The 25164-nt window shown below is 43.4% G+C and carries 24 protein-coding genes and 1 tRNA gene; 6 read left to right on the top strand and 19 right to left on the bottom strand.

All coding sequences use genetic code 11. The annotated features are described in order from the left end of the window. Nucleotides 1-399: 399 nt before the first annotated feature. Nucleotides 400-963, top strand: a complete 564-nt coding sequence (locus tag RCZ04_RS08845; RefSeq protein ID WP_460485677.1) for a hypothetical protein — start codon at nucleotides 400-402, stop codon at nucleotides 961-963. Between the two features lie 627 nt (nucleotides 964-1590). Beyond that, entirely contained in the window at nucleotides 1591-2538 is a 948-nt protein-coding gene (locus tag RCZ04_RS08840) for a cation diffusion facilitator family transporter (RefSeq protein WP_460485676.1), read from the top strand. On the opposite strand, the gene RCZ04_RS08835 is transcribed toward RCZ04_RS08840, so the two are convergent. The 19 genes from RCZ04_RS08835 to RCZ04_RS08745 all read right to left on the bottom strand — a co-directional run bounded on the left by RCZ04_RS08835 (nucleotide 2535) and on the right by RCZ04_RS08745 (nucleotide 20703). After that, nucleotides 2535-3122 carry a DUF502 domain-containing protein gene (locus RCZ04_RS08835; RefSeq protein ID WP_460485675.1) on the bottom strand — a complete coding sequence of 196 codons (588 nt, stop codon included), beginning with the start codon at nucleotides 3120-3122 and terminating at the stop codon, nucleotides 2535-2537. The genes RCZ04_RS08840 and RCZ04_RS08835 overlap by 4 nt on opposite strands. 11 nt (nucleotides 3123-3133) lie before the next feature. Further along, nucleotides 3134-4048, bottom strand: coding sequence for a glutaminase (locus RCZ04_RS08830; RefSeq protein WP_460485674.1), 915 nt, complete (start codon nucleotides 4046-4048; stop codon nucleotides 3134-3136). A 6-nt stretch (nucleotides 4049-4054) separates the two neighbouring features. Continuing rightward, nucleotides 4055-5341, bottom strand: coding sequence for a gliding motility-associated protein GldE (gene gldE / locus RCZ04_RS08825; protein ID WP_460485673.1), 1287 nt, complete (start codon nucleotides 5339-5341; stop codon nucleotides 4055-4057). Nucleotides 5342-5353: 12 nt separating this feature from the next. Further along, nucleotides 5354-5776, bottom strand: a complete 423-nt coding sequence (locus RCZ04_RS08820; protein WP_460485672.1) for a single-stranded DNA-binding protein — start codon at nucleotides 5774-5776, stop codon at nucleotides 5354-5356. A gap of 65 nt (nucleotides 5777-5841) precedes the next feature. Further along, nucleotides 5842-6861, bottom strand: coding sequence for an A/G-specific adenine glycosylase (gene mutY / locus RCZ04_RS08815; RefSeq protein WP_460485671.1), 1020 nt, complete (start codon nucleotides 6859-6861; stop codon nucleotides 5842-5844). 160 nt (nucleotides 6862-7021) lie between these two features. Further along, nucleotides 7022-7228 (bottom strand): twin-arginine translocase TatA/TatE family subunit, encoded by a 207-nt coding sequence (gene tatA, locus RCZ04_RS08810; RefSeq protein ID WP_460485684.1) that lies wholly within the window; start codon nucleotides 7226-7228, stop codon nucleotides 7022-7024. Nucleotides 7229-7311: 83 nt separating this feature from the next. Next, nucleotides 7312-7617, bottom strand: coding sequence for a type II toxin-antitoxin system RelE/ParE family toxin (locus RCZ04_RS08805; RefSeq protein WP_460485670.1), 306 nt, complete (start codon nucleotides 7615-7617; stop codon nucleotides 7312-7314). Further along, nucleotides 7602-7826: a hypothetical protein gene (locus tag RCZ04_RS08800; protein WP_460485669.1), complete on the bottom strand. Its 225-nt coding sequence runs from the start codon at nucleotides 7824-7826 to the stop codon at nucleotides 7602-7604. The genes RCZ04_RS08805 and RCZ04_RS08800 overlap by 16 nt, the downstream gene beginning before the upstream one ends. Before the next feature lie 53 nt (nucleotides 7827-7879). Then, a complete protein-coding gene (locus tag RCZ04_RS08795; RefSeq protein ID WP_460485668.1) occupies nucleotides 7880-8869 on the bottom strand; it encodes a DUF4837 family protein in 990 nt (329 codons plus the stop codon). Between the two features lie 584 nt (nucleotides 8870-9453). Beyond that, nucleotides 9454-10077, bottom strand: a complete 624-nt coding sequence (locus RCZ04_RS08790; protein WP_460485667.1) for a hypothetical protein — start codon at nucleotides 10075-10077, stop codon at nucleotides 9454-9456. A 99-nt stretch (nucleotides 10078-10176) separates the two neighbouring features. Continuing rightward, nucleotides 10177-10407: a hypothetical protein gene (locus RCZ04_RS08785; RefSeq protein WP_460485666.1), complete on the bottom strand. Its 231-nt coding sequence runs from the start codon at nucleotides 10405-10407 to the stop codon at nucleotides 10177-10179. Between the two features lie 118 nt (nucleotides 10408-10525). Further along, the gene (locus RCZ04_RS08780) at nucleotides 10526-11797 is read right to left on the bottom strand and encodes a glycoside hydrolase family 57 protein (protein ID WP_460485665.1); all 1272 of its coding nucleotides are present in this window, start codon (nucleotides 11795-11797) and stop codon (nucleotides 10526-10528) included. A gap of 10 nt (nucleotides 11798-11807) precedes the next feature. Beyond that, nucleotides 11808-13097: a glycosyltransferase family 4 protein gene (locus RCZ04_RS08775; RefSeq protein WP_460485664.1), complete on the bottom strand. Its 1290-nt coding sequence runs from the start codon at nucleotides 13095-13097 to the stop codon at nucleotides 11808-11810. 142 nt (nucleotides 13098-13239) lie between these two features. Next, the gene (locus RCZ04_RS08770; RefSeq protein ID WP_460485663.1) at nucleotides 13240-13848 is read right to left on the bottom strand and encodes a transposase; all 609 of its coding nucleotides are present in this window, start codon (nucleotides 13846-13848) and stop codon (nucleotides 13240-13242) included. An 87-nt stretch (nucleotides 13849-13935) separates the two neighbouring features. Further along, on the bottom strand, nucleotides 13936-15891 hold the full coding sequence (locus RCZ04_RS08765; RefSeq protein WP_460485662.1) for a glycogen debranching enzyme N-terminal domain-containing protein: 1956 nt from the start codon (nucleotides 15889-15891) through the stop codon (nucleotides 13936-13938). 189 nt (nucleotides 15892-16080) lie between these two features. Continuing rightward, complete coding sequence (locus RCZ04_RS08760) at nucleotides 16081-16533, bottom strand: SMI1/KNR4 family protein (RefSeq protein ID WP_460485661.1); 453 nt, start codon at nucleotides 16531-16533, stop codon at nucleotides 16081-16083. A gap of 122 nt (nucleotides 16534-16655) precedes the next feature. Next, nucleotides 16656-18620 carry a 1,4-alpha-glucan-branching protein gene (locus RCZ04_RS08755; protein ID WP_460485660.1) on the bottom strand — a complete coding sequence of 655 codons (1965 nt, stop codon included), beginning with the start codon at nucleotides 18618-18620 and terminating at the stop codon, nucleotides 16656-16658. A gap of 246 nt (nucleotides 18621-18866) precedes the next feature. Beyond that, a complete protein-coding gene (locus RCZ04_RS08750; RefSeq protein WP_460485659.1) occupies nucleotides 18867-20144 on the bottom strand; it encodes a Na+/H+ antiporter NhaC family protein in 1278 nt (425 codons plus the stop codon). Nucleotides 20145-20621: 477 nt separating this feature from the next. After that, a tRNA-Leu gene (locus tag RCZ04_RS08745) sits at nucleotides 20622-20703 on the bottom strand. 1085 nt (nucleotides 20704-21788) lie between these two features. Here RCZ04_RS08745 and thrS point away from each other — a divergent pair. From thrS to rplT, 4 genes are all read left to right on the top strand, one after another. Beyond that, nucleotides 21789-23729, top strand: a complete 1941-nt coding sequence (gene thrS / locus RCZ04_RS08740) for a threonine--tRNA ligase (RefSeq protein ID WP_460485658.1) — start codon at nucleotides 21789-21791, stop codon at nucleotides 23727-23729. Nucleotides 23730-23877: 148 nt separating this feature from the next. Next, complete coding sequence (gene infC / locus RCZ04_RS08735) at nucleotides 23878-24375, top strand: translation initiation factor IF-3 (RefSeq protein ID WP_460485683.1); 498 nt, start codon at nucleotides 23878-23880, stop codon at nucleotides 24373-24375. Nucleotides 24376-24491: 116 nt separating this feature from the next. Further along, the gene (gene rpmI / locus RCZ04_RS08730; protein WP_315050738.1) at nucleotides 24492-24689 is read left to right on the top strand and encodes a 50S ribosomal protein L35; all 198 of its coding nucleotides are present in this window, start codon (nucleotides 24492-24494) and stop codon (nucleotides 24687-24689) included. A 99-nt stretch (nucleotides 24690-24788) separates the two neighbouring features. Further along, nucleotides 24789-25133: a 50S ribosomal protein L20 gene (gene rplT, locus RCZ04_RS08725; RefSeq protein ID WP_460485657.1), complete on the top strand. Its 345-nt coding sequence runs from the start codon at nucleotides 24789-24791 to the stop codon at nucleotides 25131-25133. The last annotated feature ends 31 nt before the right edge of the window (nucleotides 25134-25164 follow it).

Genomic DNA, 25164 nt, shown 5'->3' with positions numbered 1-25164 from the left:
TCTCCATCGCATCTCCCCCTTTGAAGGGGGCAGGGGGGATGTTTTTTCAAAGGATATATTTTTTTCCGTCCCTACAGTTCTCCCTCCACGAGGGGGCTAGGGGGAGGTTGTTCATACCCTTTGCGCCAAATTTTCCACCCACCTGCCCGTGCGGCTCGCACCGTGCTACGACCTCGCACCTCATTTTCTCAATTAAAACAACCCTTGTACCTGAAACACACAACCCTTGTACTAAAAACTTACAACCCTTGAACAACAATTTGCCAGTAAAAAAATATCACCGGAATTTTGCACCGTAAAACTTGATAAGGAGAAAAGACAAAAAGAAAAGGTAAATAAAGTCGCGCGACGCCTGATATCTTTTAGTACTTAACTTCTTATCTTAAAAATCATTTTATTATGGCAAAAAGTAAGGATAACGTAGTAATCAAAGGATTGAGCGGTATGTTAGCCCGCCAACTCGTGTTCCGCCAACGCGCAGGACAAACCATCGTAGGGAAAGCCCCTGTTCGCTCCCAAAAGGCAACCGAAGCACAAAAAGCACATCAGCAAAGGTTCGCCCGAGCAGCTTTTTATGCTAAAAACGCTTTGCAAAATAGTGCACTCAAGCAAAGTTACACCCAGGAAGCCAAAAAGCACGCAGGAACTACCCCCTATAATATGGCAATTGCCGATTATCTCAAAGCACCAGTCATTGAAAGCGTAGATACCTCAGCTTATAGTGGAGCTTCTACCGGAGAAAAGATTGTCGTACAAGTGTCCGACACTTTTAAAGTAACAGCCGTGAAAGTCAAAATCACCGACCACGATGCTACACTCGTAGAAGAAGGTAATGCTACCTTTGAAGAAGGTAATTGGGTATACACCACCACCGTGGCAAATGCTTCCCTTACCGGTGATAAGGTAATAGTAACTGCCACCGACCGTCCTGCCAATGTTACCACGAAGGAAATTACCCTTTAAAAGTAGGTAACAATAAGAAAGAGGTTTTTTAAGAAGGAATAATTCCGGATTGTCCCCCTTTGGAGGGGAAAGTCTGCGATAGCAGAGTATGTGAGGGGAGGTTAGCATAAAACCTCCCCTTATTTATTTGCCAGTCGCAACACTTTGCCAAAGTTAAAGACTTTGGCAAAGTCTATTACTCTAATAGTCACTTGCTTTTTTGCTATGTCGTAGGGGCGATTTGTAAATTGCCCTTACAAAACAAAACTTTTTCGGGCAACCTCTTCTTTTTTATCTAAAAAACCACTGCAATATTATTCGTATTACAAATTAATTCGTACCTTTGCATCGTTTGTTACCTTTTACCTAAAAGGTAATCATTTGTATCCTGTACTTTGTTGTACGTTTCACTCTTTAGTAATATGAATCAAGAGTTAAAAAATAATGATATTTGATTTATAGTGAGTTATGATGAGCGTCACTAATTCCCCCTTTGGAGGTTGTCCGCGATAGCGGAGTAAGTGAATAGGGGGAGGTTTATAATCAATAAGCTTTCACATTATATGCTCTTTAAATGAGTCATTTTCTTTGTAATCTAATTTTATTTAACTGAAAAAATCAAACTAACATTAAATAATCATCAATATTATGGAACATTCACACCACCATCACGACCACGAACATCATCACCACGACCATCATCATCACCATACGGTAACCGACCTCAGTGCCCTCAATCGCGCCTTTTATATAGGTATTGGGCTCAACCTGCTCTACACTATCATTGAGTTTGTAGTAGGTTTCCGTGTCGATTCCTTAGCCCTTATCTCCGATGCAAGCCATAATTTAAGTGATGTTGCCAGCTTGGTAATTTCACTCATCGGTATGAAACTTGCCCATCGTACGGCTACTCAGCTTTATACCTATGGCTACAAAAAAGCATCTATCCTCGCATCGCTTGTCAATGCGGTACTACTGATGTACATTGTGATAAAAATCTTCATCGAAGCTTTCGAGCGTCTGGCTAATCCACCCGAAATGGTAGGTTCAGCCATTATGATTACAGCTTTCATAGGGGTGATTATCAATGCCCTTTCTGCATTTCTCTTTTATAAAGGACAAAAGACTGATATCAATATCAAAGGCGCTTTCTTGCACCTAATGCTTGATGCCTTAGTGTCAGTAGGCGTCATTATCTCAGGGGCAATCGTCTATTTTACCGGTTGGAACTTAGCCGACCCTATCAGCAGTTTTATGGTAGGCATCGTCATTCTCTTCTCCACTTGGGGGTTGCTCAAAGAAAGTGTGAAGCTCATCTTAGACGGTGTGCCTCACGACATCAATAAAGATCATATACAACACCTTATAGAAGAACATCCAATGGTAGAAAGTGTTCACCATTTGCATATTTGGGCACTCAGCAGTGCACAAAACGCCCTTACCGCTCACATCGTACTCAAAGAATGTATTACTTTAAAGGAATTTATGACTATCAAAGCCGAATTAAAGCACACCCTGTCTCACGAAGGGATTACCCACAGCACTTTTGAAGTAGATACTGAGAATTGCCATTGCCAAGAAGAAAAATGTGATTAATTGGTATTATTAGTATTAGAAAGGATACCGCCACTAAGGGCAAACTCCATTGCTTTTTGGGCAGTAAAACCTTCAGCAGGTTTTACGTTGTCTTTAGAAGTAACAATCACCCACCCAGAGATAGCATAGGAGTGTGGAAGGTAAACACTTACCATTTCGCTCAGTTCAGCAAAATCCATAGAAGGCTGGGTGAGGAAACCAATACGCCATATTTCGGGCGTTTCATTCACTCGCACCCACACAGGGTTCGTAAACTTCCGCTTATCACCTACAAACGATGCTAATATATCTTTAATTGAAGAATAAATGATTTTTACACCGGGAATATGCGCTACTAAATAATCTAATAGCCCCACAAACAGTTTCCCTAAAATAAGTCGGCTACCAATAAAACCAACGATAGCCGTGCCCAACAGTACCAATACAAAAACCAACCCTGGGTAAGCCTCAGATATATGAGGAACAAGGTTATCTACACTCTTGAAAATCGACCAGATAATCCAAATAGTAGCACTCAGCGGACCTACGATAAGTATTCCCTGAAAAAAGTATTTGATAAAGGTACTGAAATAATGCTTTGACATATTCTTTATTACTAAAAGATAGAAGTATGTGTTTGAGCAGTAAATTCCTCTAAAAACTTCATTCCTCTGTACGAATTACCTTTGTTATTCAGCTTAGGGCTCCACACCCCAATGCAGTAATGATTAGGCAAAAGCGCAACAATACCCCCTCCTACGCCGCTCTTCCCAGGTAAACCTACCTTAAAAGCAAATTCACCCGACTCATCATAGAAACCACAAGTTTGCATCAAGGCATTTACGCGTTTAGTGCAAGTTTCAGTAAGGATTTGTACCCTATCGTGCATACGGATACCATCATTGGCAAGAAATGAGAAGATATATGCCATTGATTTGCAAGTAAGCTCTAACGAACAGAGCTTGAAGTAGAAATTGAGTACCTCAATCGGTTCATTCTCAATATTCCCAAGTGATTTAATGTAATAACATAAAGCAAAATTGCGATAACCCACTGATTTCTCCGATTCCGCTACTAATATAGAGTAATTTATGCTATCATCATTAGCTAATTCTCTCACAAAGGTTAAGAAATCGGCTTCAGCATCTTCCAAGATAGAGAGAAGAATATCACAAACTACAATAGCCCCCGCATTGATAAGAGGATTACGCGGGATACCGTTGTCAGCTTCTAACTGTACTAATGAATTGAAGGAAGTGCCCGAAGGTTCTACATCTACACGTTTCCATAGTTGGTCTCCTATGATACTATAAGCCAATGAGAGGGCTAATACCTTAGAAATACTCTGTGCCGAAAACTTTTCATCGCAATCTCCAATCCCATACGATTGCTTGTTCAGGCTATAAAAATACACTCCAAACTTGTCTGGGTTTACTTGTGCCAATTCTGGAATATAAGTAGGCACAGTTCCTAAATTATCAGCAGATAAAACAGATTGATATATAGAATCAATAATTTTAGAATATTTCATATGTACTTATTGGGGATTGTTCGTCCTAATAATCTTGATTTGCTTGATACGCTTTTTGTCGAAAGCCTCTACAATGAACTTGTAGTTGCTAAATAGAAGAGGTTTCCCTTTTTGAGGGAAATTACCTGAAATCTCTAAAAGGAAGCCTGCGAGGGTTTCCGCATCACCGCGGTTTTCATCAAAAAGAGCTTCTTCTTCATCGCTAAGGTCAAGTATGCGATAGAAATCTTTAAGTACTGTTTTCCCTTCAAAAACAAAAACATTATTATTGATTTTCGAATGAGTTACATCGTCGTCGTCAAACTCGTCGTTGATGCTGCCTACAATTTCTTCAATGATATCTTCCAAGGTAATCACCCCACAAGTACCGCCATACTCATCAACCACTACCGCGAGGTGTATTTTCTTCTCTTGGAACTCGCTGAGCAAGTCATCTAGTTTTTTGTTTTCGGGCACGAAAAAGGCCTTGCGCTTCACACTATTCCAGTCGAAATCGGTTTTTTCTAAATGCGGCAATAGGTCTTTGATGTAAATCACGCCCGTAATATGGTCTAAATTCTCTTGATACACAGGGATGCGCGAGTAGCCTATTTCCACAATTTCTTTGAGCAATTCCTCAAACGAAAGGTCTTCGCTTAGGGCAAAGATATCCACACGGGGCACCATCACTTCGCGGGTTTCGGTATTGCCAAAGGAGACGATACTCTCGAGGATTTTCTTTTCCTCGTTGGTCGTGTCCTCTTCCGAGGCAAGTTCCAAAGCCTGAGAGAGTTGGCCTACGGAGATATTGCTCTTTTGCTTGCCGAGGCGTTTCTGTATCCACACGGTAAAGCCTTTCATCGGCACGCTGATAGGGGTAAAGAAAGTATCGAGTGCATAGATAAAGTAGACCACGCGATGTGCGAACTGTAGGTTGTTACGATTGGCGTAGATTTTAGGTAAGATTTCGCCGCATAGCAAGAGCACAAAGGTAACCACCCCAATATCGAGCACGGCGCGCACCCAAGGCGTTTCGATACCACTAAAGAGGAAATCGCCGATATCCACAAACAGTAGCACAATAGAGATGTTCACCAAGTTATTGGAAATAAGCACCGTTGCTAAGAGTTTTTTAGGGTTGTCCACTAATTTGACGATGAGGTTGCCTGTAGGTGTATTTTCCTCTTTGAGGGTATTCAGCTCAACAGGAGTAATAGAAAAGAGCGCCACTTCGGCGCCAGAGATGAGCGCCGAGCACAATAATAGTATGAGATACACTGCGAATTGAATCGCGAGACTCAGGGAAATATCCATTTTGTTAGATGTTTAGAAAGGCGGTTCCGTACTCACGGGCGGTTCATACGGTTTTTGATCCGCGGTTTTTGGGGTAGGTTTAGGTTGGCCGTCGCGTTTAGGGTTTGGTAAGAAAGTCACATCAGTAGCGTGGATTTCAGTCATATAGCGCATAGCGCCGTCTTCCGTTTGCCATTTTCGCGTTTTGATGCGCCCTTCCACATAGATAAGGTCACCTTTATGGGTAAATTTCTCGACGAGTTCAGCGAGCTTGTTGCGCACAATAACAGTGTGCCATTCGGTACTGGTAACGCGCTCGTTGGTGGCACGGTTGGTGTACTCATCATCAGTAGCTAAGGGGAACTGACCGATGCAGTTGCCTTCGCTGAAATACGTAAGTTTGATAGCGTCGCCCATACGACCTATAAGAATTACTTTATTTAAAGTTCCGTTCATTGATAATATAATTGTATAAAGTTGATAATCTAAAATATTCACCAAAAGTACAACTTTTTTCGTATCTACCAAAATTTTGTGATGAAATTTGCGGTGAGTGCCGAGACGGGATAGTTGTGTATATCACTGATAAGTATTGCATTGTCAAGGGATTGGGGGATGGTGAGTATCCAAAATGAGGTGTAGAGGTGCTGATGGGTGAGCTTGTGAATCACAGGGGTTTCGTTGTACAAACTTACCGAGGCGGTGGGGTGGAGGGCAGCTATTTCGCTAAGCGTGGCAGGGGTGAGAGTTTCGAGTAGTGGAAATTCATAGAGTCCGTGCCAGATGTCTTTGCCTTGGCGCTTTTGCAAGCGGGTTTGCCCTAATGGGTCAAGCCATACGAGGTAGTTGAAATAGCGTTTTTTGATAGTGATTTTCTTCAGTTTTACGGGGAGGTCATTTACCTTATTGTGGTGGAATGCCCAGCAGTGGTCGCGGAGTACGCAGGTATTACAATCAGGAGACTGGGGGGTGCATTGTAGGGCACCAAACTCCATTAGGGCTTGGTTGTAGGTGCCAGGATTGTGGAGGTCTAAGCACTCGTGCGCTAAGGTTTTGAACTCTTTAGCGCCTTGAGGGCTGTTGATAGGGGTGCTAATGCCAAAAAGGCGCGAGAGCACGCGATACACATTACCATCGACGACGGGGCAGGGTTCGTTATAACAGAATGAGGCGATAGCACTAGCGGTATAGTCGCCTATGCCTTTGAGTTTGAGCAGACCGGCGTAAGTTTGCGGGAACTTGCCTCCCAGTTCGGCAGCGATGTATTGGGCGGTATGGTGTAGGTTTTTGGCGCGGGAGTAGTAGCCTAAGCCCTGCCAAAGTTTGAGTACTTGTTCTTCAGGGGCATTGGCTAAATCAATCACGGTGGGGTATTGAGCGATAAAACGCTCGTAGTAGGGCAAGCCTTGTACTACGCGCGTTTGCTGTAGGATGACCTCTGAGAGCCATACCTTATAGGGGTCGGTAGTGCCACGCCAAGGAAGTTGCCTTTGTGCGACACTATACCAAGAGATTAATTTATCAATAAGCCAATTTGTCAATTTGTCAATTGAAATGTTAAAAGTCTCGCACGGATTTCACGGATTTCACGGATTGAGACGCAGAGATTTTTTTTGTTATGTTTATTAGTTCCACGGATATTAGCCGCAAGCGGCTTGGATTTCACAGAATGTGATGGTGCACTACTTATTGGCAAATCTACTAATTTTCTAATTTTTCAGTGGGTTCTTTTTTCTTGTCGGTATCACTATTTTCTTTTTCTTTGGTGGCGTCCTTAAACTCACGGATGCCGGTGCCCAGACCACGCATTAGTTCAGGGATTTTTTTGCCGCCAAAAAGCAATAGCAACAATACTACAATGATGACCATTTGCCAGGGTCCTACGACCCCGAGGAATATATTTTGTATCATAGGTGTTAAGGTTTAAGTGTTAGGGATTAGGTGTTAGTGGGGCAAAGATAGTAAATATTTGTGAATTACAAAATATTTTTTCAAAAGGGTAGTTTTTCAGGATTATCTCTATTGTCAAAAAAGAAAACAATTTCTATCTTATCGTGGAAAACTTCATAGAATAATGAAAAATTGAGAAGTACTATTGCTCTGCGAATTTCTTTTTGAGGTGTTTGATATGCAATAGGATTTGAATAGGGGAACTGCATAATTCTTATTTCAGTAGCTTCAACTTCTGCTATAATTTTTTGAGAATAAGCAGAGGATTTATTGTGTTCAATCCAAAAATCTAAGGTAGAAAGATATTCTAACTCGGCTCTTGGAGCCCATACTACTTGTTTGCACATAACAATCTTGCTTTTTTGTGAACTTCAGCACTTGGAATGCCTCTTCCTTCACGCAATTCTTGCCAACCTTGCTCGATTCCTTCGATTACTTGCAAAGGCAAAGAAAGGGCTTCGTTTTTTTGCACGTCTAATCCTATGGCTTCTAATACACGAACTGCCATTTGGTATTGTTCAGTGGTGAGTTCTTGATTGAATTGTATGTTTCTCATATCTTTTATTTTTTTGGCAAAGGTATGAATAATTAGCAAATTAGCAAAAAAGGCTATTTCTTAAATTCAATTGACTTGATAATGGCTTCGAGTTCAAAGAGCATATCGCGTTTGGCTACACCTGGGGCGTATAGGAAACCTTCGGCTACTACCAAGCGGTTGTTAGGTTTATCTTCGATGATATAATTGATGTAGGGTCCGCCGAGGGCGAAATCTTTTACTTCCCACAATCCTTTGCTTTCAATTGTTTTACGGTTTTTTATTTGTACTTCGCTGATACTGGGAGCGAGATAGGTTTCGGTAACCATATACATACCTTCTTTAGGTCCTGGAATATATTTTTTGCCTATAGAGTCGCGCATCTTTACGATGGCTTTTGCGCGTCCTTCTTCATCGGTAGGGATACTTCCCAGAGGCATTTCGTATAGGATAATACTGGCTCTACCGCCTTTGATAGGGCGTTCTATCCAGAAGAAGTTATCGCCATACTTTCTCACTTCGTAGACGGCTGGCATCACGAATTTGAAGCCTAAGGTTTGTTCTACTTGTTTGTCTTTGCTGAGTGCATTATTAAAGCGGAGGCGTGTTTCTTTGAGGTCGTTGTTTTTGAAGGCGTACAAAAACTGGTCGTGGTATTCTTCGACTTTGCAGGCTATATCGCGTACTTGTTTTCCTTGTACTTGACATACTACCTGTGGTTTGGCGTATACATCGTTACTGATGGTTGCTTCGTTTTTATTACCGCGGTGCACAATAAGGATATTGCGGCTGTTGCGGGTATTGCCTTCAAACACTTGAGGGGGTATTTGATGTAGTGAAAAGATGGGTTCTTCGGTAGGTAGCCCATCGATAGGGGCGGCGAAGTAACGGCGAATGGTATCGCCTACGGCGCCTTCCCATAGGTCGTTATCGATGACTACGGCGAGGGTGTTAATTTGTCCTACGGAAGGGGGCAGATAAGTTTCTCCGTTTTTACTGTTGTTATTGTTACAACCGAATAGGAGCAGGGAGCATACGAGGCTCGCAAATAATATGCGTTTCATGAAAATAACTAATTATTTCTTTATAGGAAATGATACAGCTAAAATCGTTCCAAAGTTGTTTTTTCAGTAAAAAATGTTGTTTTTTGTTGTAATATGGATTCTTTGGATTTCTCAAGTGGGGGGGTGATTTTTCGGATAAGTCGGATTTTTCTGGAAATTCTGAGGAACTCTGAGAATAGCCTCCGACTCATTTACTTGACAAGTGCCGACAACCTTTGAAGGGAGATAACATCCCCCTAATTCACATACTCTGCTCTCGCAGACTACCTTCAAAGGGGGAAATGCGATGCAAAAGAGATGTATTAGAGCTTTCGGAAGATAGCGGAGGGGAACGGAAGGGACTTTTAGGTAAAAGATAAAAGATAAAAGGTAAAATGGGGATATGAGAGATATGGGGAGCTTATACAAAGCTTATAGGATGCTTATACGAATCTTGGACGATTGTTATACAATAGCTATATAAAGAGTTGATTCATAATATAATACAACAATGCCAAAAATGCCAAAAACAGGGTTTCGAGCCGAAATAAAAAGAAAGGAGAGTAGCGGATGTTGTGGTGATGATATATAGATAGGGGCGTTTATTACATTGCGAAAATTAGATTCCGGAACAGTAACAACAGAGAGAGTTGTGGTAAAACGCCAATGAGCCAACTAAAGAACATTAGCCAAGCGGACTTTTGGTTGAGGTAAGCTTGTGCTGAGATGGAGGCACCACTTAGGAAAAGGAAAAAGGCTACTGAGTAGGTCATATCTTTTTCTAAGGCGATACTGAGCAATACGGTGAAAGCGGTAAGGGCTCCCATTCCCATAGCGAACATATTGACTTGCAATCGCAGAAAGTGCAAAAATAAGACAATAAAACAGCTGATGGCTAAGTTCATCACATAGAAGTAGAGAATAGGGTAGGGGTCGATGGGGGTAATGCCGAAAGCGACTCCTAAGAGCATTACGATATAGCCGTACAAGAGCCATTTTTGTTTTTCTAACGAGATGATGAAGGGGTTTTGCAACCAGCCAACAACAAACAAAATAAGGTAGATGAGTGTGGGGACGGCAATGGTGACTATCAGCAATAATAGCCACGTAAACTTCATTTGTTCTACGGGGAGAGGGAAGGGGATATTAAAAAGCACCACCATAGCGCCGTAGATAGGGAGCCAGATGGGGTGGGTGAAAAAGGCTATGATGTAACTTAGAAAGCGCATTGTATTCTTCTTTTTTTGCAAAGGTAGTACATAATTGGCAAATTAGCAAATTTGAGAAGAATCAAAAAAAGCCCCTCGCGTGAGCGAGGGGCTTTTGAATTAAGGTGTGTAAATAATGTTTTCAACTAAATCGTTGTCGGCATTCTTGGCGAGAGGGGAGCTCTTTTCGCTGAAAGGGCTTGTGTAGAGAAATTCTTCGCTACTTAGATGTCCTGTGGGCATCTCGTCGGGGTTTGTCTCGGCAACTCTGTTGGTTCCAGACATTTCAATCAATTCTTCGGAGACAATTCCCTCAAAGAAATTGTCTTTCCTCTTTTTTTCATTTTTCATTTTGTCTGCTTTTAAATTATTATTAAACTTCTTTCAGGGGGTAGCTTTGAGGTTTCAAGGGTTGGACTTTGTCAAAGTCTGAGAACTTTGACAAAGTTTATACCTTAAAAATTACTTATTACTTTTTTCTTGCGTGGCTTTTTCCTTTTGCTACCTGTTTGGTTTGCACCTTTTTGTCCGTAGGGCTCGTACCTTCTTGCTTGTGCGGCTCGCATCTTTCGATGAAATCGCTGAGCACATTCATATAGTTGATGAAGGCTTCGTAGGGCGAATCATAAGGGAGGATGTACTTGTGATAATCGGCACCTGAGAACAGCTTCGTACGCATAAAGTAGAAGTGTTCACTGGCTTGCAAACGGCTGTAATCCTCAATGAGCTCGGCGTTCTTTTGCTTTCTCACTAACGGTTGAATCTTGAAGAGCTCATTAAAAGCTTCTTTTTGCAATTCATTACCCAGCCAAGAGGTGATGTCGCGCTCTTCGTCAGTCCACGAAATAGGATAAGGCACGGGCAACACATCTTTGGCAGGGTGCTTTTTGGCTACTTCCTTAGGCAAGAGGAATTGATAGTTGGGGTTTTCGGCCATTGCCTTGATGAAATAGCGCAAGAAATCAAAAATACCGCTTTGAGCGTTGTTGTAATAGCCTATCACCTCGTAGTTCATAAAGAGGTTGAGCACATCGGTATCCTGCAAACTGCTTTCTACCCAAGAGGCGTATTTCTCGGAAGTGAGGGGGTACTCACTCCAGTTGTGGTCAGAAAAGCGGATGGCGATATCATCGCTGAGTTTGCTGTTCTTGAGCAAGAGGTTGAGGTTCTCGTCGAGGGCATTTTTGTACACGAAATTCGGACTTTTCCAGCCGAGTACGTGTTTCGCGCCATCGGTGAGCATCGTTTTGAAACCGAGTTTGGCCACACGCTCGCCTATCGCATCCGAATAGATGAGAGAGGTGTTGCGGAAGGTTACTGGCTTTTTGCCAAAGAGCTGCTTGATGGCAGTGCTATGGCGTTTCACCTGTTGTTCAAACTCATCGGTATCCGCCGATAAGGAAGCCAACGAATGCGAATAAGTCTCGGCCAAGAACTCCACATTACCTGTAGCAGCGAGCTCTTGGAAACTGCGAATCACCTCGGGCGTGTGCATTTTGAGTTGGTCAATAGCTGAACCTGAGATAGAAAACGCTACTTTGAACTGACCTTTGTACTTGTTGAGAAGTTCGAGCAAGAGCGCATTAGCGGGCAGATAGCAATTTTCGGCCAAGTCTTCAAGCTCTGAGCGATTGGCGTAATTATCGAAATAGTTGTGCTTCTTGCCTATATCGAAAAATTGGTATTTTCTCAGGCGTTCAGGGTGATGGATTTGGAAATAAATACAAATTGACTTTTTCATCGTTGGTGCATTATATTAAAGATTCGTAAATGTTTTTAAGTTTGAGAGAGGCGTTTTCCCATTTGAGTTGGTTTACCTCTTCATAGCCTTCGCGCTGCATATAGTTTGCAAGCGTAGGGTAAGCCAAGATGCCGTATATTGCATCGGCTAAGGCGTTGATATCCCAATAATCTACTTTGATTGCGTGGTGGAGCACTTCGGCAACTCCTGATTGTTTGGAGATAATCGTAGGTACACCCGAGCGCATTGCTTCCAAAGGAGAAATTCCAAAAGGTTCGGATACTGAAGGCATTACGTACACATCGCTGTACTGGAACATCCGCTGTACATCGTTACCGCGCAAAAATCCTGTGAAGTGAAAGCGTGTGCCTAAGCCCAATTGCGCTACACGGCGCACCAAGGGGTTCATCTTCTCACCGCTACCCGCCATTACAAAGCGCACATTAGGCATACGCTTCATCACTTTGGCAGCAGCTTCCACGAAGTATTCAGGGCCTTTTTGCAAGGTGATACGACCTAAGAAAGTAACGATTTTATCGGTGATGCCGCGTTGTTCTTTAGCATCGGTTTCGGCTTTGAAATCCACGGCGTTGTGCACAGTGATTACTTTTTCGGCAGGGATGCCGTATTTTTCAATCACGATATTGCGCGTCCAGTTGCTCACGGTTACCACCCTATCAGCGGCTTCCATACCGCGTTTTTCGATGTCGTACACTAAGGTATTGCGGTTGTACTCGCCCCCACGGTCGTACTCGGTAGCGTGCACGTGTACGATGAGGGGTTTGCCCGAAATCTTTTTGGCGATAATGCCCGCGCTATAGGTAAGCCAGTCGTGAGCGTGAATCACATCAAAATCATAGCGTTGGGCAACGGTGCCCGCTACTAAGGCATAGCGGTAGACCTCTTCCATCAGGTTGGCGCCGTACTTGCCCGAAAATTGGAATTTGTTGTGATATGAAATGCGCTCGCGGTGTTCGCCCTCTTTGAGGTAAGCATCGCGTTCGCGGGCAAAGGTTTCGGGGTCGAGATAAGGCACGAGGTTTGAGCCTATCTCCATAAAGTTAATATGTTTCCAGAAATCTTCGATTTTTTCGGTGTTTTGCAACATCTCTACATCGCTGGCGTTGATAATTTTCGCCACGCTGCCATCCTCATCACCAGAGGCTTTTGGCATTACGAACAGCACTTTCACGCCGTTCTTGGCCAGCCCTTGGGCGATACCCAAACAGGCTGTGCCTAATCCCCCGCTGATATGAGGGGGTAACTCCCATCCAAACATTAATACTCTTGCATTCTTCATACGCTTTTATTTAGGTTGCTTTTCACTGAGAGTTGTCGCTTTTGCGGTATATACTTTGACAAAGTCTTCTCAGAGAAAAGCTATTTTTCTTATAATCTTTTAGACTTTGACAAAGTTTCAAACTTTGTCAAAGTGTGCGATACTAATCAAAATCAAATCTATAGAGACTTTCTTTACTATGGCAATACTCAAAGTTCTCAATTCCTCCAAAAAGGTTTAATACTTCTTTCCTTTGGATAGCTGTAGACGATTGAGATAAAGTGCTTTTATATGATGAATATAAATATCCTTTCATATCTTCACCAATATCTAACGGATTTCTATTGACATATACAATTACTTGTTGTAAATACTCGGTTGTGGTAATACGTTTGCGCTTAAAAGGCTTTTCGAGTAACGCTCCGTATCGCTCATAACGCTTATTAAAAGCTTGTGTGTAACTGCTCATCAACTTACCTAATTGTTTGCTCACCATACATTTATCAGAATGTAACCCTTTTTTGTTTTTAGACTTTGACAAAGTTTGAGACTTTGGCAAAGTATCGGGCTCTTTTACTTTTATCACTAAGTGATAGTGGTTAGGCATCAGGCAGTAAGCATAAACTTCAACGTAATCTAATAGATATTCTTTCATTTTCTTGCAGAAGAACTGTCTATCTCTATCATCTTTAAATATTTCACAGCCGTTAATTCCACGATTATAAATATGATAGAAACAACCTTCTTCTAAGAAATCAAGCCGTATATCCATAGTATTGTTATTCTTTTAGATTTTTATGGCTTTAGACTTTGTCAAAGTCCTAAGACTTTGACAAAGTGTGTGACGCACTCGCTGACGTTACTTCTTATCTTTTACCTGTTTCAAAGCCCATTGTGCGCGGAGAATTTCGGCTACGTTCTTGGCGTTGGAAATACAGCCGCGGGGGTTGAAAGGTGGATTGCCGTCGTAAATGGCGGAAATAAGTCCTACCCCGTGAGAGTTGAACTCTTCTTCAAAGGTTTCTAAGAAAGCTTCGCCGTCGGGGATATAGGCATTGCCAAAGAGCTTGAGGTTGGCTTCTACATAGAAACCTACAAACCAAGGGTGTACCGAACCGTTGAAAGTGGCTTTATCACGCACATACACAGGGCCTACGCTCTCTCCTTCGTAACGCGGACTCTCGGGTGACAAGCTGCGCAAACCGCGTGGGGTGAGCAACTCCTGAGTGATGATTGCCACTACTTTGCGTTGGCGCTTTTCACTGATAGGTGAATAGTCGAGTGCACAAGCGAGCAATTGATTAGGGCGCACTTCGGTGTTTTGGTGGGTGTGATTGGCATAGTCGGCTAAGTATTTTTCTTTTTCAATCCAAAATATTTGGTTGAAACTTTCGGCAATGGTTTCAGGCAACATTGCCCATTCGGAGATAAACTCTTTATCCTTTGCTTCTTCGGCCATTGCCAAAGCGTAGCACACGGCGTTGTACCATAGGGCGTTCACCTCTACCACATAGCCATTGCGCGGCACGATAGGACCATAATTGCCTTCAGCATTGAACCAAGTAAGCGGACGGCTGAGGTCGTCGCTCCATATCAATCCGTTGTCGTCCATACGCACATTCTTGTGGGCGCGGCTTTTATAGGCCGCTAAGATCGCTTTGAGGGTAGTGCCGTACTCTTTCCAAAGTTGTTTTTTGGTTTTAGAGGTCTCTTTTTCATACTGCTGGAGTGTCCAGAAGAACCACAAGGAGGTGTCGGCATCGAACACTGGATTGATTACGTGGGTGCTGATTTCGCGAGCAAACCGACCGTCATAGCAATATTTGAGTGCCGACTTAATCACCTCGTCGAAAATCTTGTCAGTTTTACCTGATAGGGCGATACCAGGGAGGGCGATAAAGGTGTCGCGGGTGGTGCTGTCGTACCAGTGATAGCCCGCTTTGATGCGCGTTTCACCCGCTTTCTGGATGATAAACTGAGAAGCGGTGTACTGCAAGCATTCTTCAAATGAATTGCGGTCGGCGCGTTCTTTGAGATATTTGGTAAAATCCTTAGCGAGGTTTTTGCTATTAGCTTCTTCCAAGCTGGCTGAAAATACGATGCTTTCGCCTTTTTTAAGGTTTACTTCAAAAGCGCCTACGCTTAGCAAATCCTCTTGGAAGTCGTAGCCGCGTTCTTTTTCTTTGGTGTAATAGATATTGTTATTCCAATAGGCAGCGCCACCAAAATCGGCAGGCTTGCTGAGCTGCATATATAGATAAGGGAACTCAGGGTAGAGTTTTACGCGCACGCCCCCATCTACGGGTTCCGCTTGGGTGTTGGCTACAGGATTTTGCTTGCTGAGCGAATGGATATCGCGGAACGCCAAGAGTGGGTTCAGGCGCAAGCGCGTAGCCGAATGTGCCTCTTCCAAAGTATAGCGGATGAGCACTTGAGGGGCGTTGTGCATCATCAAGATTTCTTTTTTGAGCACTACACCGCCCACTTGATAGGTAACGGTAAAGGCTTTTTCGTAAGAAATATCCACGATGTACTTATGGCCGCGAGGTTCATAAGTGCCTTCGTACTTGTGTACGCCGAAATTAAAATCACGGCCGTGTTGCAAGATGGTCTCATCGAGGGAGGAGAGCATCACGTAATTTTTGCCTCGGAATTTTTCGATAGGCACTACGAGTAACCCGTGATATTTACGGGTGTTGCAGAATACGAGGGTAGAGGAGCAGTAGCCTCCACCGCGGTTTGTACCGAGAAACTCTCTGTCGAGAGAATACTCAAGGTTAATTAGTTGATCTTTTTTAAATGAAAGGTATGACATACGCAATTAGCTATTAGTCGTTAGTAATTAGTCGTTAGGTCGTAGCGCGACGGGCGTTAAGGTCTTTGGTAAAGTTGATGTTTTTTTATTTTATTTCGCACGGATTCCACGAATTTCACAGATTGAGGCGCGAATATTTTTTTGTTGTGTGTATCAGAGCCACGGATTTAGACGCAAGCAGCTTGGATTTTAGACTTCATCTTCCTCATCTTCTTCCTCTAACGCCTCCATAAAGGGTAGGAATCCTTTTGTTAAATATTTGATAGATTTCTCTGTAAAATCTCCTAAATCTATCAATAACAAAACGATTTCATTTGTTTCCAAATCTATTGAAAAGAGATTTCCTCCCCAATCTATAGCAAAAGGAAGGTATTTATTAGGAATTCCTTTACTAACAAGATGACTATAGCTTGTAGCGACATCTATATTGCCTAAATCGGCACTTGGGTACTTTATGGGAATGAAAAAACTCACTTCTACATACCCATCATCATCTTCCACATAAAAATAAGTTTTATCTGCAACACCTCCATTGAAATGAAGGTATTGATTTATAAAGTCGGAGGGCAAGCTATATCCTACTATTTCTTCTAAGGATTTAATATCAGCTTGTGTTAATAGTTTTGATGATTTTGAAAACATAGTTCTGTTTTTAACTTTGTATTATTTTCCTATTGTATATTTCCTTTGATTCTTAAAAAACAGAGTTACAAGCTCGCGCTATCTTTGCTTAGGGCGCACTCATTTGCTAATTTTCAAATTTGCTAATCTGCTAATTTCAATACAAATCCTACTCTCGCGGGTATGTACAACGATAGTAAATTCTCTTTGCCAGTGTATTGGGTAAAGTGCTCTACGCTTTCGTCAATGCGGTTGTCGCCACCGAAAGTGGGGCTATCGGTGTTGAGTACCGTGATGTATTTACCCGGGCGCACATCAAACTGGTAATCGGTGAATGAGGTGGTGGGGTTAAAACTGAATACGAACAGATAGCCACCGCGTTCATACACTAAGAGTTGGCGCTCAATATCGCGCACCAATACGTGAGGTTCATAGTCTAAGATTTGGCTCTTAGTAGCAAAGTGAATCATCGCGCTATCAAAAGCGTTGAGAAAACGGAACTTCAGGTCGGGGTTATCAACCAAGCTCCACAAACGTCGAGCGTGGGCATAACTCCAATCATTACCCGCACGCGGAAAGTCTATCCACTCTGGGTGTCCCCATTCATTACCCATAAAGGTGAGATATCCCCCGCCTGAAGTTGTAAGTGTGATGAGGCGTATCATCTTGTGCAAAGCGATAGCACGATCGATGACCAGATTCTGGTCGAATACGCTCATTCCTGTATAAATTTCTTTATCGCCTAGCCAAAAGAAAATGGTTTTATCGCCCACGAGGGCTTGGTCGTGGCTTTCGGCATAGCTAATGGTGCGTTCTTCAGCGCGTTTGTTGGTCAGTTCGTAGTAGATATCGCCCACGTGCCACTGCTGGTCGGGCACTTCTTTGAGGAGTTTGATCCAGTAATCGGGGATGCCCATACTCAGTTTGTAGTCAAAGCCGATGCCCATTTGGGCAATAGGCGAAGCGAGACCAGGCAGACCGCTCATTTCTTCGGCAATGGTGAGCGCTTCGGGGTAGAGCTCGTGAATAAGTTGGTTAGCGAGTGCGAGATACACCAAAGCGTCATCGTCCTCATTGCCATCATAATAGAAACTATAATTCGTAAAGGCTTTACCCAAACCGTGATCGTAGTAAATCATACTGGTAACGCCATCGAAGCGGAAACCGTCGAAGCGGTATTCTTCCATCCAGTATTTGCAGTTGGAGAGCAAGAAGTTGAGCACCTGTGGTTTGCCGTAGTCGAAGCAGCGGGAATCCCAAGCGGGGTGCTTGCCGCGGTCGCCACTGTGGAAGTAGAGGTACTCGGTACCGTCAAAATTGCTAAGACCTTCTGCCTCGTTGCTCACCGAGTGTGAGTGCACAATGTCAAGCAGCACGCGTATGCCCAATCCGTGAGCCGCATCGATGAGTTCTTTGAGTTCTTCGGGGGTACCGAAGCGGGAGCTTACCGCGAAGAAGTTGGCCACCTGATAGCCGAACGAGCCGTAGTAAGGGTGCTCTTGGATTGCCATCAGTTGGATAGTGTTGTAGCCCAGCGCCGCAATGCGAGGGAGCACATAGAGGCGGAACTCTATAAAGGTGCTCACGCGCTGGTGCTCGGTGCTCATCCCTATATGAGCTTCATAGATGAGCGGGTGTGCAGGTGCTTTAGGACGCGGGTGTTGCCAGTGATAAGGGTGCTCGGGGCACCACACTTGAGCGGAAAACACCTTAGTATAATCGTCCTGCACAGCGCGGATGGTATGTGAAGGGATGCGCTCGCCGCTGCCGCCTTCCCATTCCACGAGGAGCTTGTAGAGCATTTCGTGGCGGAGGATATTAGCAGGAACGCGCAATTCCCAGTCTTGGTGGTTGATTTTAGTGAATGAAAAGTGATTGTTTTTTTGCCAGTCGTTGCTATCGCATAGAAGAAAGATAGCTGTTGCGTTAGGCGCCCACTCGCGTAGCACCCATTCTGTATTAGTACGGTGCAGACCGTAGTACAGGTGCGAATTACAAGCATCAGCAAGGCGCAGAGCGTCCCCTTGCACACGTCGTGCAACATTCAGGTAGTGCTGATGCCTCCCCTCAATGATAGGGAGAAATGGTTGCAATAGTGGGTCGTTCATAACGTTTAGTATTCTGGCTACGGAAAAGTCAATAAGTTGGCTTTTGAGTAAGTCAATTAAATTTGCGGTAAAATTAAAATAATATTTTGATAATTGCAAATTTTTTCGCAATTATTTTAAAATAATTTTATGGTATAACGCCATAAATACTCGTATTCCAAATAAATACAAGCACTTACAGAATAGAAGAAAATGTTAAGAAACCGAAGAATTCACTGTTAATACAGCCTAAAAACAACTTTTTTACTACTTTTTACCCACATAAATGTACCCTAAAGTGCCTATCAACAGTAAATGTAGGTAAATAGCATACATCACTAACTGTGGGTAATCTATCGTATCCGCAAACTTATAAAGCGCAATTACCTGTGCTCCATACGGGATAAGCCCCTGCGCATAACAAGAGAAAATATCCAATACCGATGCCGCACTGCGCAACGGGATCTTAAACTGTTCTGCAATCGTTTTGCTCGTCTTCGAAGCTATCAGTATAGCCACTGTGTTATTCGCCACGCACACATCGGCTACTGTCACCAAAAAGCCCATCCCTAAAAGTGCGGACGCCCCACTCTTAATGCGCTGGATAATCAAATTCATCAAAAATCGAATGCCCCCAAAATGCTCTACCAAAAACGCTAATCCACCTATGATAAAATATAAGAAGAAGGTGTCAGCCATTCCCATAAAACCTTTGTGAATGTCGGTGGCAAACTGCAAGAAATGAAACTTGCCATAGGCAAACCCTATCACCCCCGAGAGCACAATCCCTAAGAAAAGTGATACAAATACGTTTACCCCAAAAAGCGCAATCACCACTACAGCTATATAAGGTAAAATTAGTATTGCGTTAAAATCGCTATACGCCTGATTGTGAAGGTGATTTTCAGCCTCAGGATTACCTATTAGTAACAGTATAACAACCGTAAGTAAAGCCATTGGCAACGCTATCTTAGCATTCGCCTTCATCTTTTCGTTCATCTGGCATCCAAGCGACTGTGTAGCGGCAATCGTCGTGTCCGAAATAAGAGATAAGTTGTCACCAAACATCGCCCCCGAGAGCAACGAAGCTCCTATCAGTGCCGTGTTCGATTGGCTTTGGGTAGCAAGGTCAAACACTATCGGCGAAAGCGTCATTATGGTACCCACCGAAGTCCCCGTAGCAAATGAAAGAAACGATGCAATGATAAAAATCCCTACCGGGAAGTACTCCGGCGAGATGTAATACATACCCATATTCACAATACTCTGCGTACTCCCTAAAGCATCAGCCACTGTAGCAAATGCCCCAGCCAAAAGCGCAATCACGCACATTTGTAGCACATTGCTATCACCCGCCCCTCTGAAGAATAAGCCTATTTTCTCTTTGATAGGTGCTCGGTAAATAAGCAAAGCCACTACCACCGAAAAAAGCGCAATAATAGGCGCAGGTAGTGAGTAGAAGTTGTCGAAATACAACCCACTTCCTAAAAATAATGCTACGAATACGAGCAAAGGAATAATACTGATGATAGAGGTCTTCTGCATAGCTATTGCTTGTTTTATAGTAAATCAAAATCAATTTATTGCGTCGCTCTTCCCCCTTTGGAGGTAGTCTGCGAGAGCAGAGTATGTGAATAGGGGGAGGTTATCCCCCTTCAAAGATTGTTGTCAATTACCGAGTAAGTGAGTTGGTGGTTATTCTCTGACTTCTCCTAAATTTTCCCAAGTCCTCAGAGCCTCTCCTACTTGTCTGATTTGTCCGACAAGTCCCCTGTCGCTTTTCCGTCGCACTTCCCCCCTTGAGGGGGGCTAGGGGGATGTTAATCTCCCTTTTCCGTCGCTACATTCCCCCTCTCTGAGGGGGTTAGGGGGAGGTTATCCCCCCTTGAAGGTAGTCCGCGAGAGCGGAATATCTGAATAGGGGGGGGGGGTAAACCAAATTTCTTTAGAATTCAGCACCTCCTCCTCCAACCCTAAAAAATAAAAAAGCCTTAACTCACCCACTGATGAATTAAGGCTTTGTGCGGGTGAAGGGACTCGAACCCCCACGCCGTGAAGCACTAGATCCTAAGTCTAGCGTGTCTACCAATTTCACCACACCCGCAAAATGATGAACGTTCCAATGATTGACGGTGCAAAAGTACAACACTTTTTTTTAACTGCAAAATTTTTCTGTGTTTTTTTACCCTTAATCGCACCTTAGCCCACCAATACATTAATTATCAGTTAAATTTATCAACTAAAAATCATTCCTTCATCTTGCCTCCCTTTTTTTATCACTACCCCTCTCTTTTTCCCGTCGCCACATTCCCCCTTTCCCGTCGCCACATTTCCCCCTTTGAAGGGGGCTAGGGGGATGTTTATACAATACTAAGGGGATATTTTCATCACATTTCCTTCGTTATTCGTCCCTCGTAATTCGTCATTTCTTTCTTTTTCCCGTCGCCACATTTCCCCTTTGAAGGTTGTCCGCAAGAGCAGAGTATGTGAATAGGGGGATGTTATCCTCTCTCTAAGGCTTATAAGCAAATACCGAGTAAGTGAGTCGGCGACTATACTCAGATTTCTTCCAAATTTCTCCAAGTTCTCAAAGCCTCTCCTACTTGTCCGATTTGTCCGACAAGTCGCCTGTCGCTTTTGCATCGCATTTCCCCTTGAGGTGTATCACATTTCCCCCTTTGAAGGGGGCTAGGGAGATGTTACCCCCTATTGCCTAATGCCTATTACCTCTTCCCTTTTCTTTCGCCTCGAAACCCTATTTTTGGCATTTTTGGTATTATTGTATTACAGTATTAATCAATTACTTATACACCCTTTGTATAACAATCGTCCAAGATTCGTATAAGGTTCCTATAAGCTTTGTATAAGCTAACCATACCCTTTTTACAGCTCATCTTTTTATCTTTTACCTAAAAACCCCCTTCTCTTTTCCTCCGATATATTTCACTTCTTCCAATTCCTCATCGCCCGTGCGGCTCGCACTGCCTGTCGTACTACAACCTCACCCCCAGAATAATCTGAATTATCTGAAAAATCTGACTCCGTCCTGTCAGTATTATTGGCATTATCAGTATTACTCGCTATTATTGGCATTTTTCAAATTTTCTCATTTTCAAATTTGCTAATTCCCAAATTATTTGTACCTTTGCACCCTCAAACACAACAACATCAATTTTCAACAACAAAAAAATGATTAAAATTACGCTACCTGATGGCTCTGTGAAAGAGTATCAAAGTGGGATTACCCCCGCCGAAATCGCCGCCTCTATCAGTGAGGGATTGGCGCGTAACGTATTGTCTGCCAGCTTTAATGGTAAAACAATAGAAACCGTTACGCCCTTGACGACCGACGGTAGTTTAACGCTATACACTTGGGATAGTCCCGAAGGTAAAAAAGCTTTCTGGCACTCCTCAGCTCACATTTTGGCGCAAGCGCTCGAAGAGCTCTACCCTGGCATCAAGCTCACCATAGGCCCTGCTATTGCCAACGGTTTTTACTACGATGTCGATTTCAACGGCAAACCGATTTCCGAAAAAGATTTTCCTGCTATCGAAGCTAAATTCTTGGAAATTGCGCGAGGCAAACACCTATTCAAAATGCGCCCCGTGAGCAAAGCCGAAGCCCTTTCGTACTACGAAGGCAAAAATGAGTATAAAACCGAACTTATCGAGGCACTCGAAGATGGCACTATCACTTTCTGCGACCACAGCACCTTCACCGACTTGTGTCGTGGGGGTCACATTCCTAACACAGGATTTGTGAAAGCCGTAAAAGTACTCAGCGCTGCGGGGGCTTACTGGCGTGGCGATGAGCACAAACCGCAGCTCACTCGTGTGTATGCCATTTCTTTCCCTAAACAAAAAGAACTTACTGAATATCTCGAACTGCTTGAAGAAGCCAAAAAACGCGACCACCGCAAGCTCGGTAAAGAATTGGAACTCTTTACGTTCTCTAATAAGGTAGGTCAAGGCTTACCGCTCTGGTTGCCCAAAGGCGCTGCCTTGCGCGAACGCCTCGAAGCTTTCTTGCGCAAAGCTCAAAAACAAGCAGGCTACGAGCAGGTGGTTACCCCGCATATCGGTCATAAGAATTTGTACGTAACTTCAGGTCACTGGGATAAATACGGCAAAGATAGTTTCCAACCTATCGCCACCCCTAATGAAGGTGAAGAGTACTTGCTCAAACCGATGAACTGTCCGCACCACTGCGAGATATACAACTCACACCCTTGGAGTTACAAAGATTTACCGAAGCGTTTCGCCGAGTTCGGCACGGTATACCGTTACGAGCAAAGTGGCGAGCTACACGGCTTAACCCGCGTGCGTTGCTTTACTCAGGACGATGCCCACATCTTCTGTACTCCAGAACAGCTCGACGACGAGTTCAAACACGTAATCGACTTAGTATTGTATGTATTCGGCTCTCTTGGTTTCGACAATTTTACCGCACAAGTATCCTTGCGCGACCCCGAAAACCTTAGCAAATACATCGGTAGCGATGAGAATTGGGCTAAAGCCGAAAACGCAATCATCAACGCCGCTAAAGAAAAAGGCTTGAACTACGTGATTGAAACAGGAGAAGCCGCTTTCTACGGACCTAAACTTGACTTTATGGTAAAAGATGCCTTAGGACGCAGTTGGCAATTGGGTACTATCCAAGTGGATTACAACCTTCCTGAACGTTTCGACCTTTGGTACAAAGGCGCTGATAATGAGATGCACCGCCCAGTGATGATTCACCGTGCACCTTTCGGAAGTATGGAGCGTTTCGTAGCTATCTTATTGGAACACACCGCTGGTAACTTCCCATTGTGGTTGAATCCAAACCAAGCTATCGTACTCTCATTGAGCGAAAAATACGAAAATTATGCTCAAAAAGTTTTGAGATTGTTAGAAAATTCCGATATTCGCACCCTGATAGACAATCGCGCCGAAACTATGGGCAAAAAAATACGCGAAGCCGAGACCCAAAAAATCCCGTATATGCTCATCGTAGGCGAAAATGAAGAGAAAGAAGGCACCGTATCCGTACGCAAACGCGGCGGTGAAGACCTCGGTTCAATGACCGTTGAAGCTTTTGCCAAACTCATCAACGACGAGATTGCAAAAGGATTTAAACAATTTCAATAACCCTAAGATAGAAGTATAGTGTCGCTTTTGCGTCACATCTCCCCCTTTCAAGGGGGTTGGGGGGATGTCAAGAATAAAATTTAAAATTTAAATAGCCATCATTAAAAAAAGTAACACACCAGGCAGAGACGACAAACAACCTCATCGTATCAACCGCGAAATCCGCGTTCCCGAGGTGCGTTTGGTAGGGGACAACGTCGAAAATGGCGTATACCCCACTCGCAAAGCATTAGAAATTGCTAATGAATTAGAACTCGATTTGGTGGAAATTTCACCAAACGCCACGCCTCCCGTTTGTAAAGTAATCGACTATAAGAAATTCCTTTACGAACAAAAGAAGCGTGATAAAGAGCTAAAAGCGAAAGCTACCAAAGTAGTGATCAAAGAAATTCGCTTTGGCCCTCAAACCGATGACCACGACTATGAGTTTAAGAAAAAACACGGCGAAAAGTTCCTCAAAGAAGGTTCTAAAGTAAAAGCCTACGTGTTCTTCAAAGGTCGTTCTATTATCTATAAAGACCAAGGGGAAATCCTCCTCTTGCGCCTCGCTACCGACCTCGAAGAGTACGGTAAAGTAGAGCAAATGCCTAAACTCGAAGGAAAGCGTATGACGATGTTCCTCGCTCCCTTACCCAAAAAGAAATAATAAACCTACCTAAAAAGTTATGCAAGAGTCTCAATTGTCGCTTTTGCATCACACTTCCCCCCTTGAGGGGGGTTAGGGGGATGTTTCCGGAATTATATCAATAAAAATCTAAGCAAATGCCAAAAATTAAAACTAAATCTGGAGCTAAAAAGCGTTTCAAGCTCACCGGCTCTGGCAAAATCAAAAGAAAACACGCGTTTAAAAGCCACATCTTGACTAAGAAAGCTAAAAAACGCAAGTTAGCACTTACACACGCTACCCTCGTTCACGCGAACGACGAAGCCAGTGTAAAGAAACAATTAGGCTTAAAATAATTGTTTTAACAGTAGGAAATTAATAACCGTGGAGTAGGTACCCCTAAGCGTTTGTTTTAAGCACAAACCACCTGCTACAAAAATTAAAAAAAGGAATTTATGCCAAGATCAGTAAATGCTGTAGCTCGTAGAGCTCGTAGAAAAAAAATAATGAAGCAAGCCAAAGGTTACTTTGGCCGCAGAAAAAACGTTTGGACAGTAGCCAAAAACGCTGTTGAGAAAGCAATGCAGTACGCTTACCGCGACCGCCGTAACAAGAAGAGAACCTTCCGCGCTTTGTGGATCGTGCGTATCAACGCAGGGGCTCGCTTGCACGGCTTGTCTTACTCACAATTTATGGGTAAACTCAAAGCTAATAACATTGAACTCAACCGTAAAGTTCTCGCCGATTTGGCAATGAACCACCCCGAAGCGTTCAAAGCTATCGTAGAAAAAGTAAAATAAACGTTTAACACACGATATAATTCCGTATAGA

It is taken from the genome of Capnocytophaga sp. HP1101, assembly GCF_054772415.1.
This window is presented reverse-complemented; position numbering and strand designations above follow the sequence as displayed.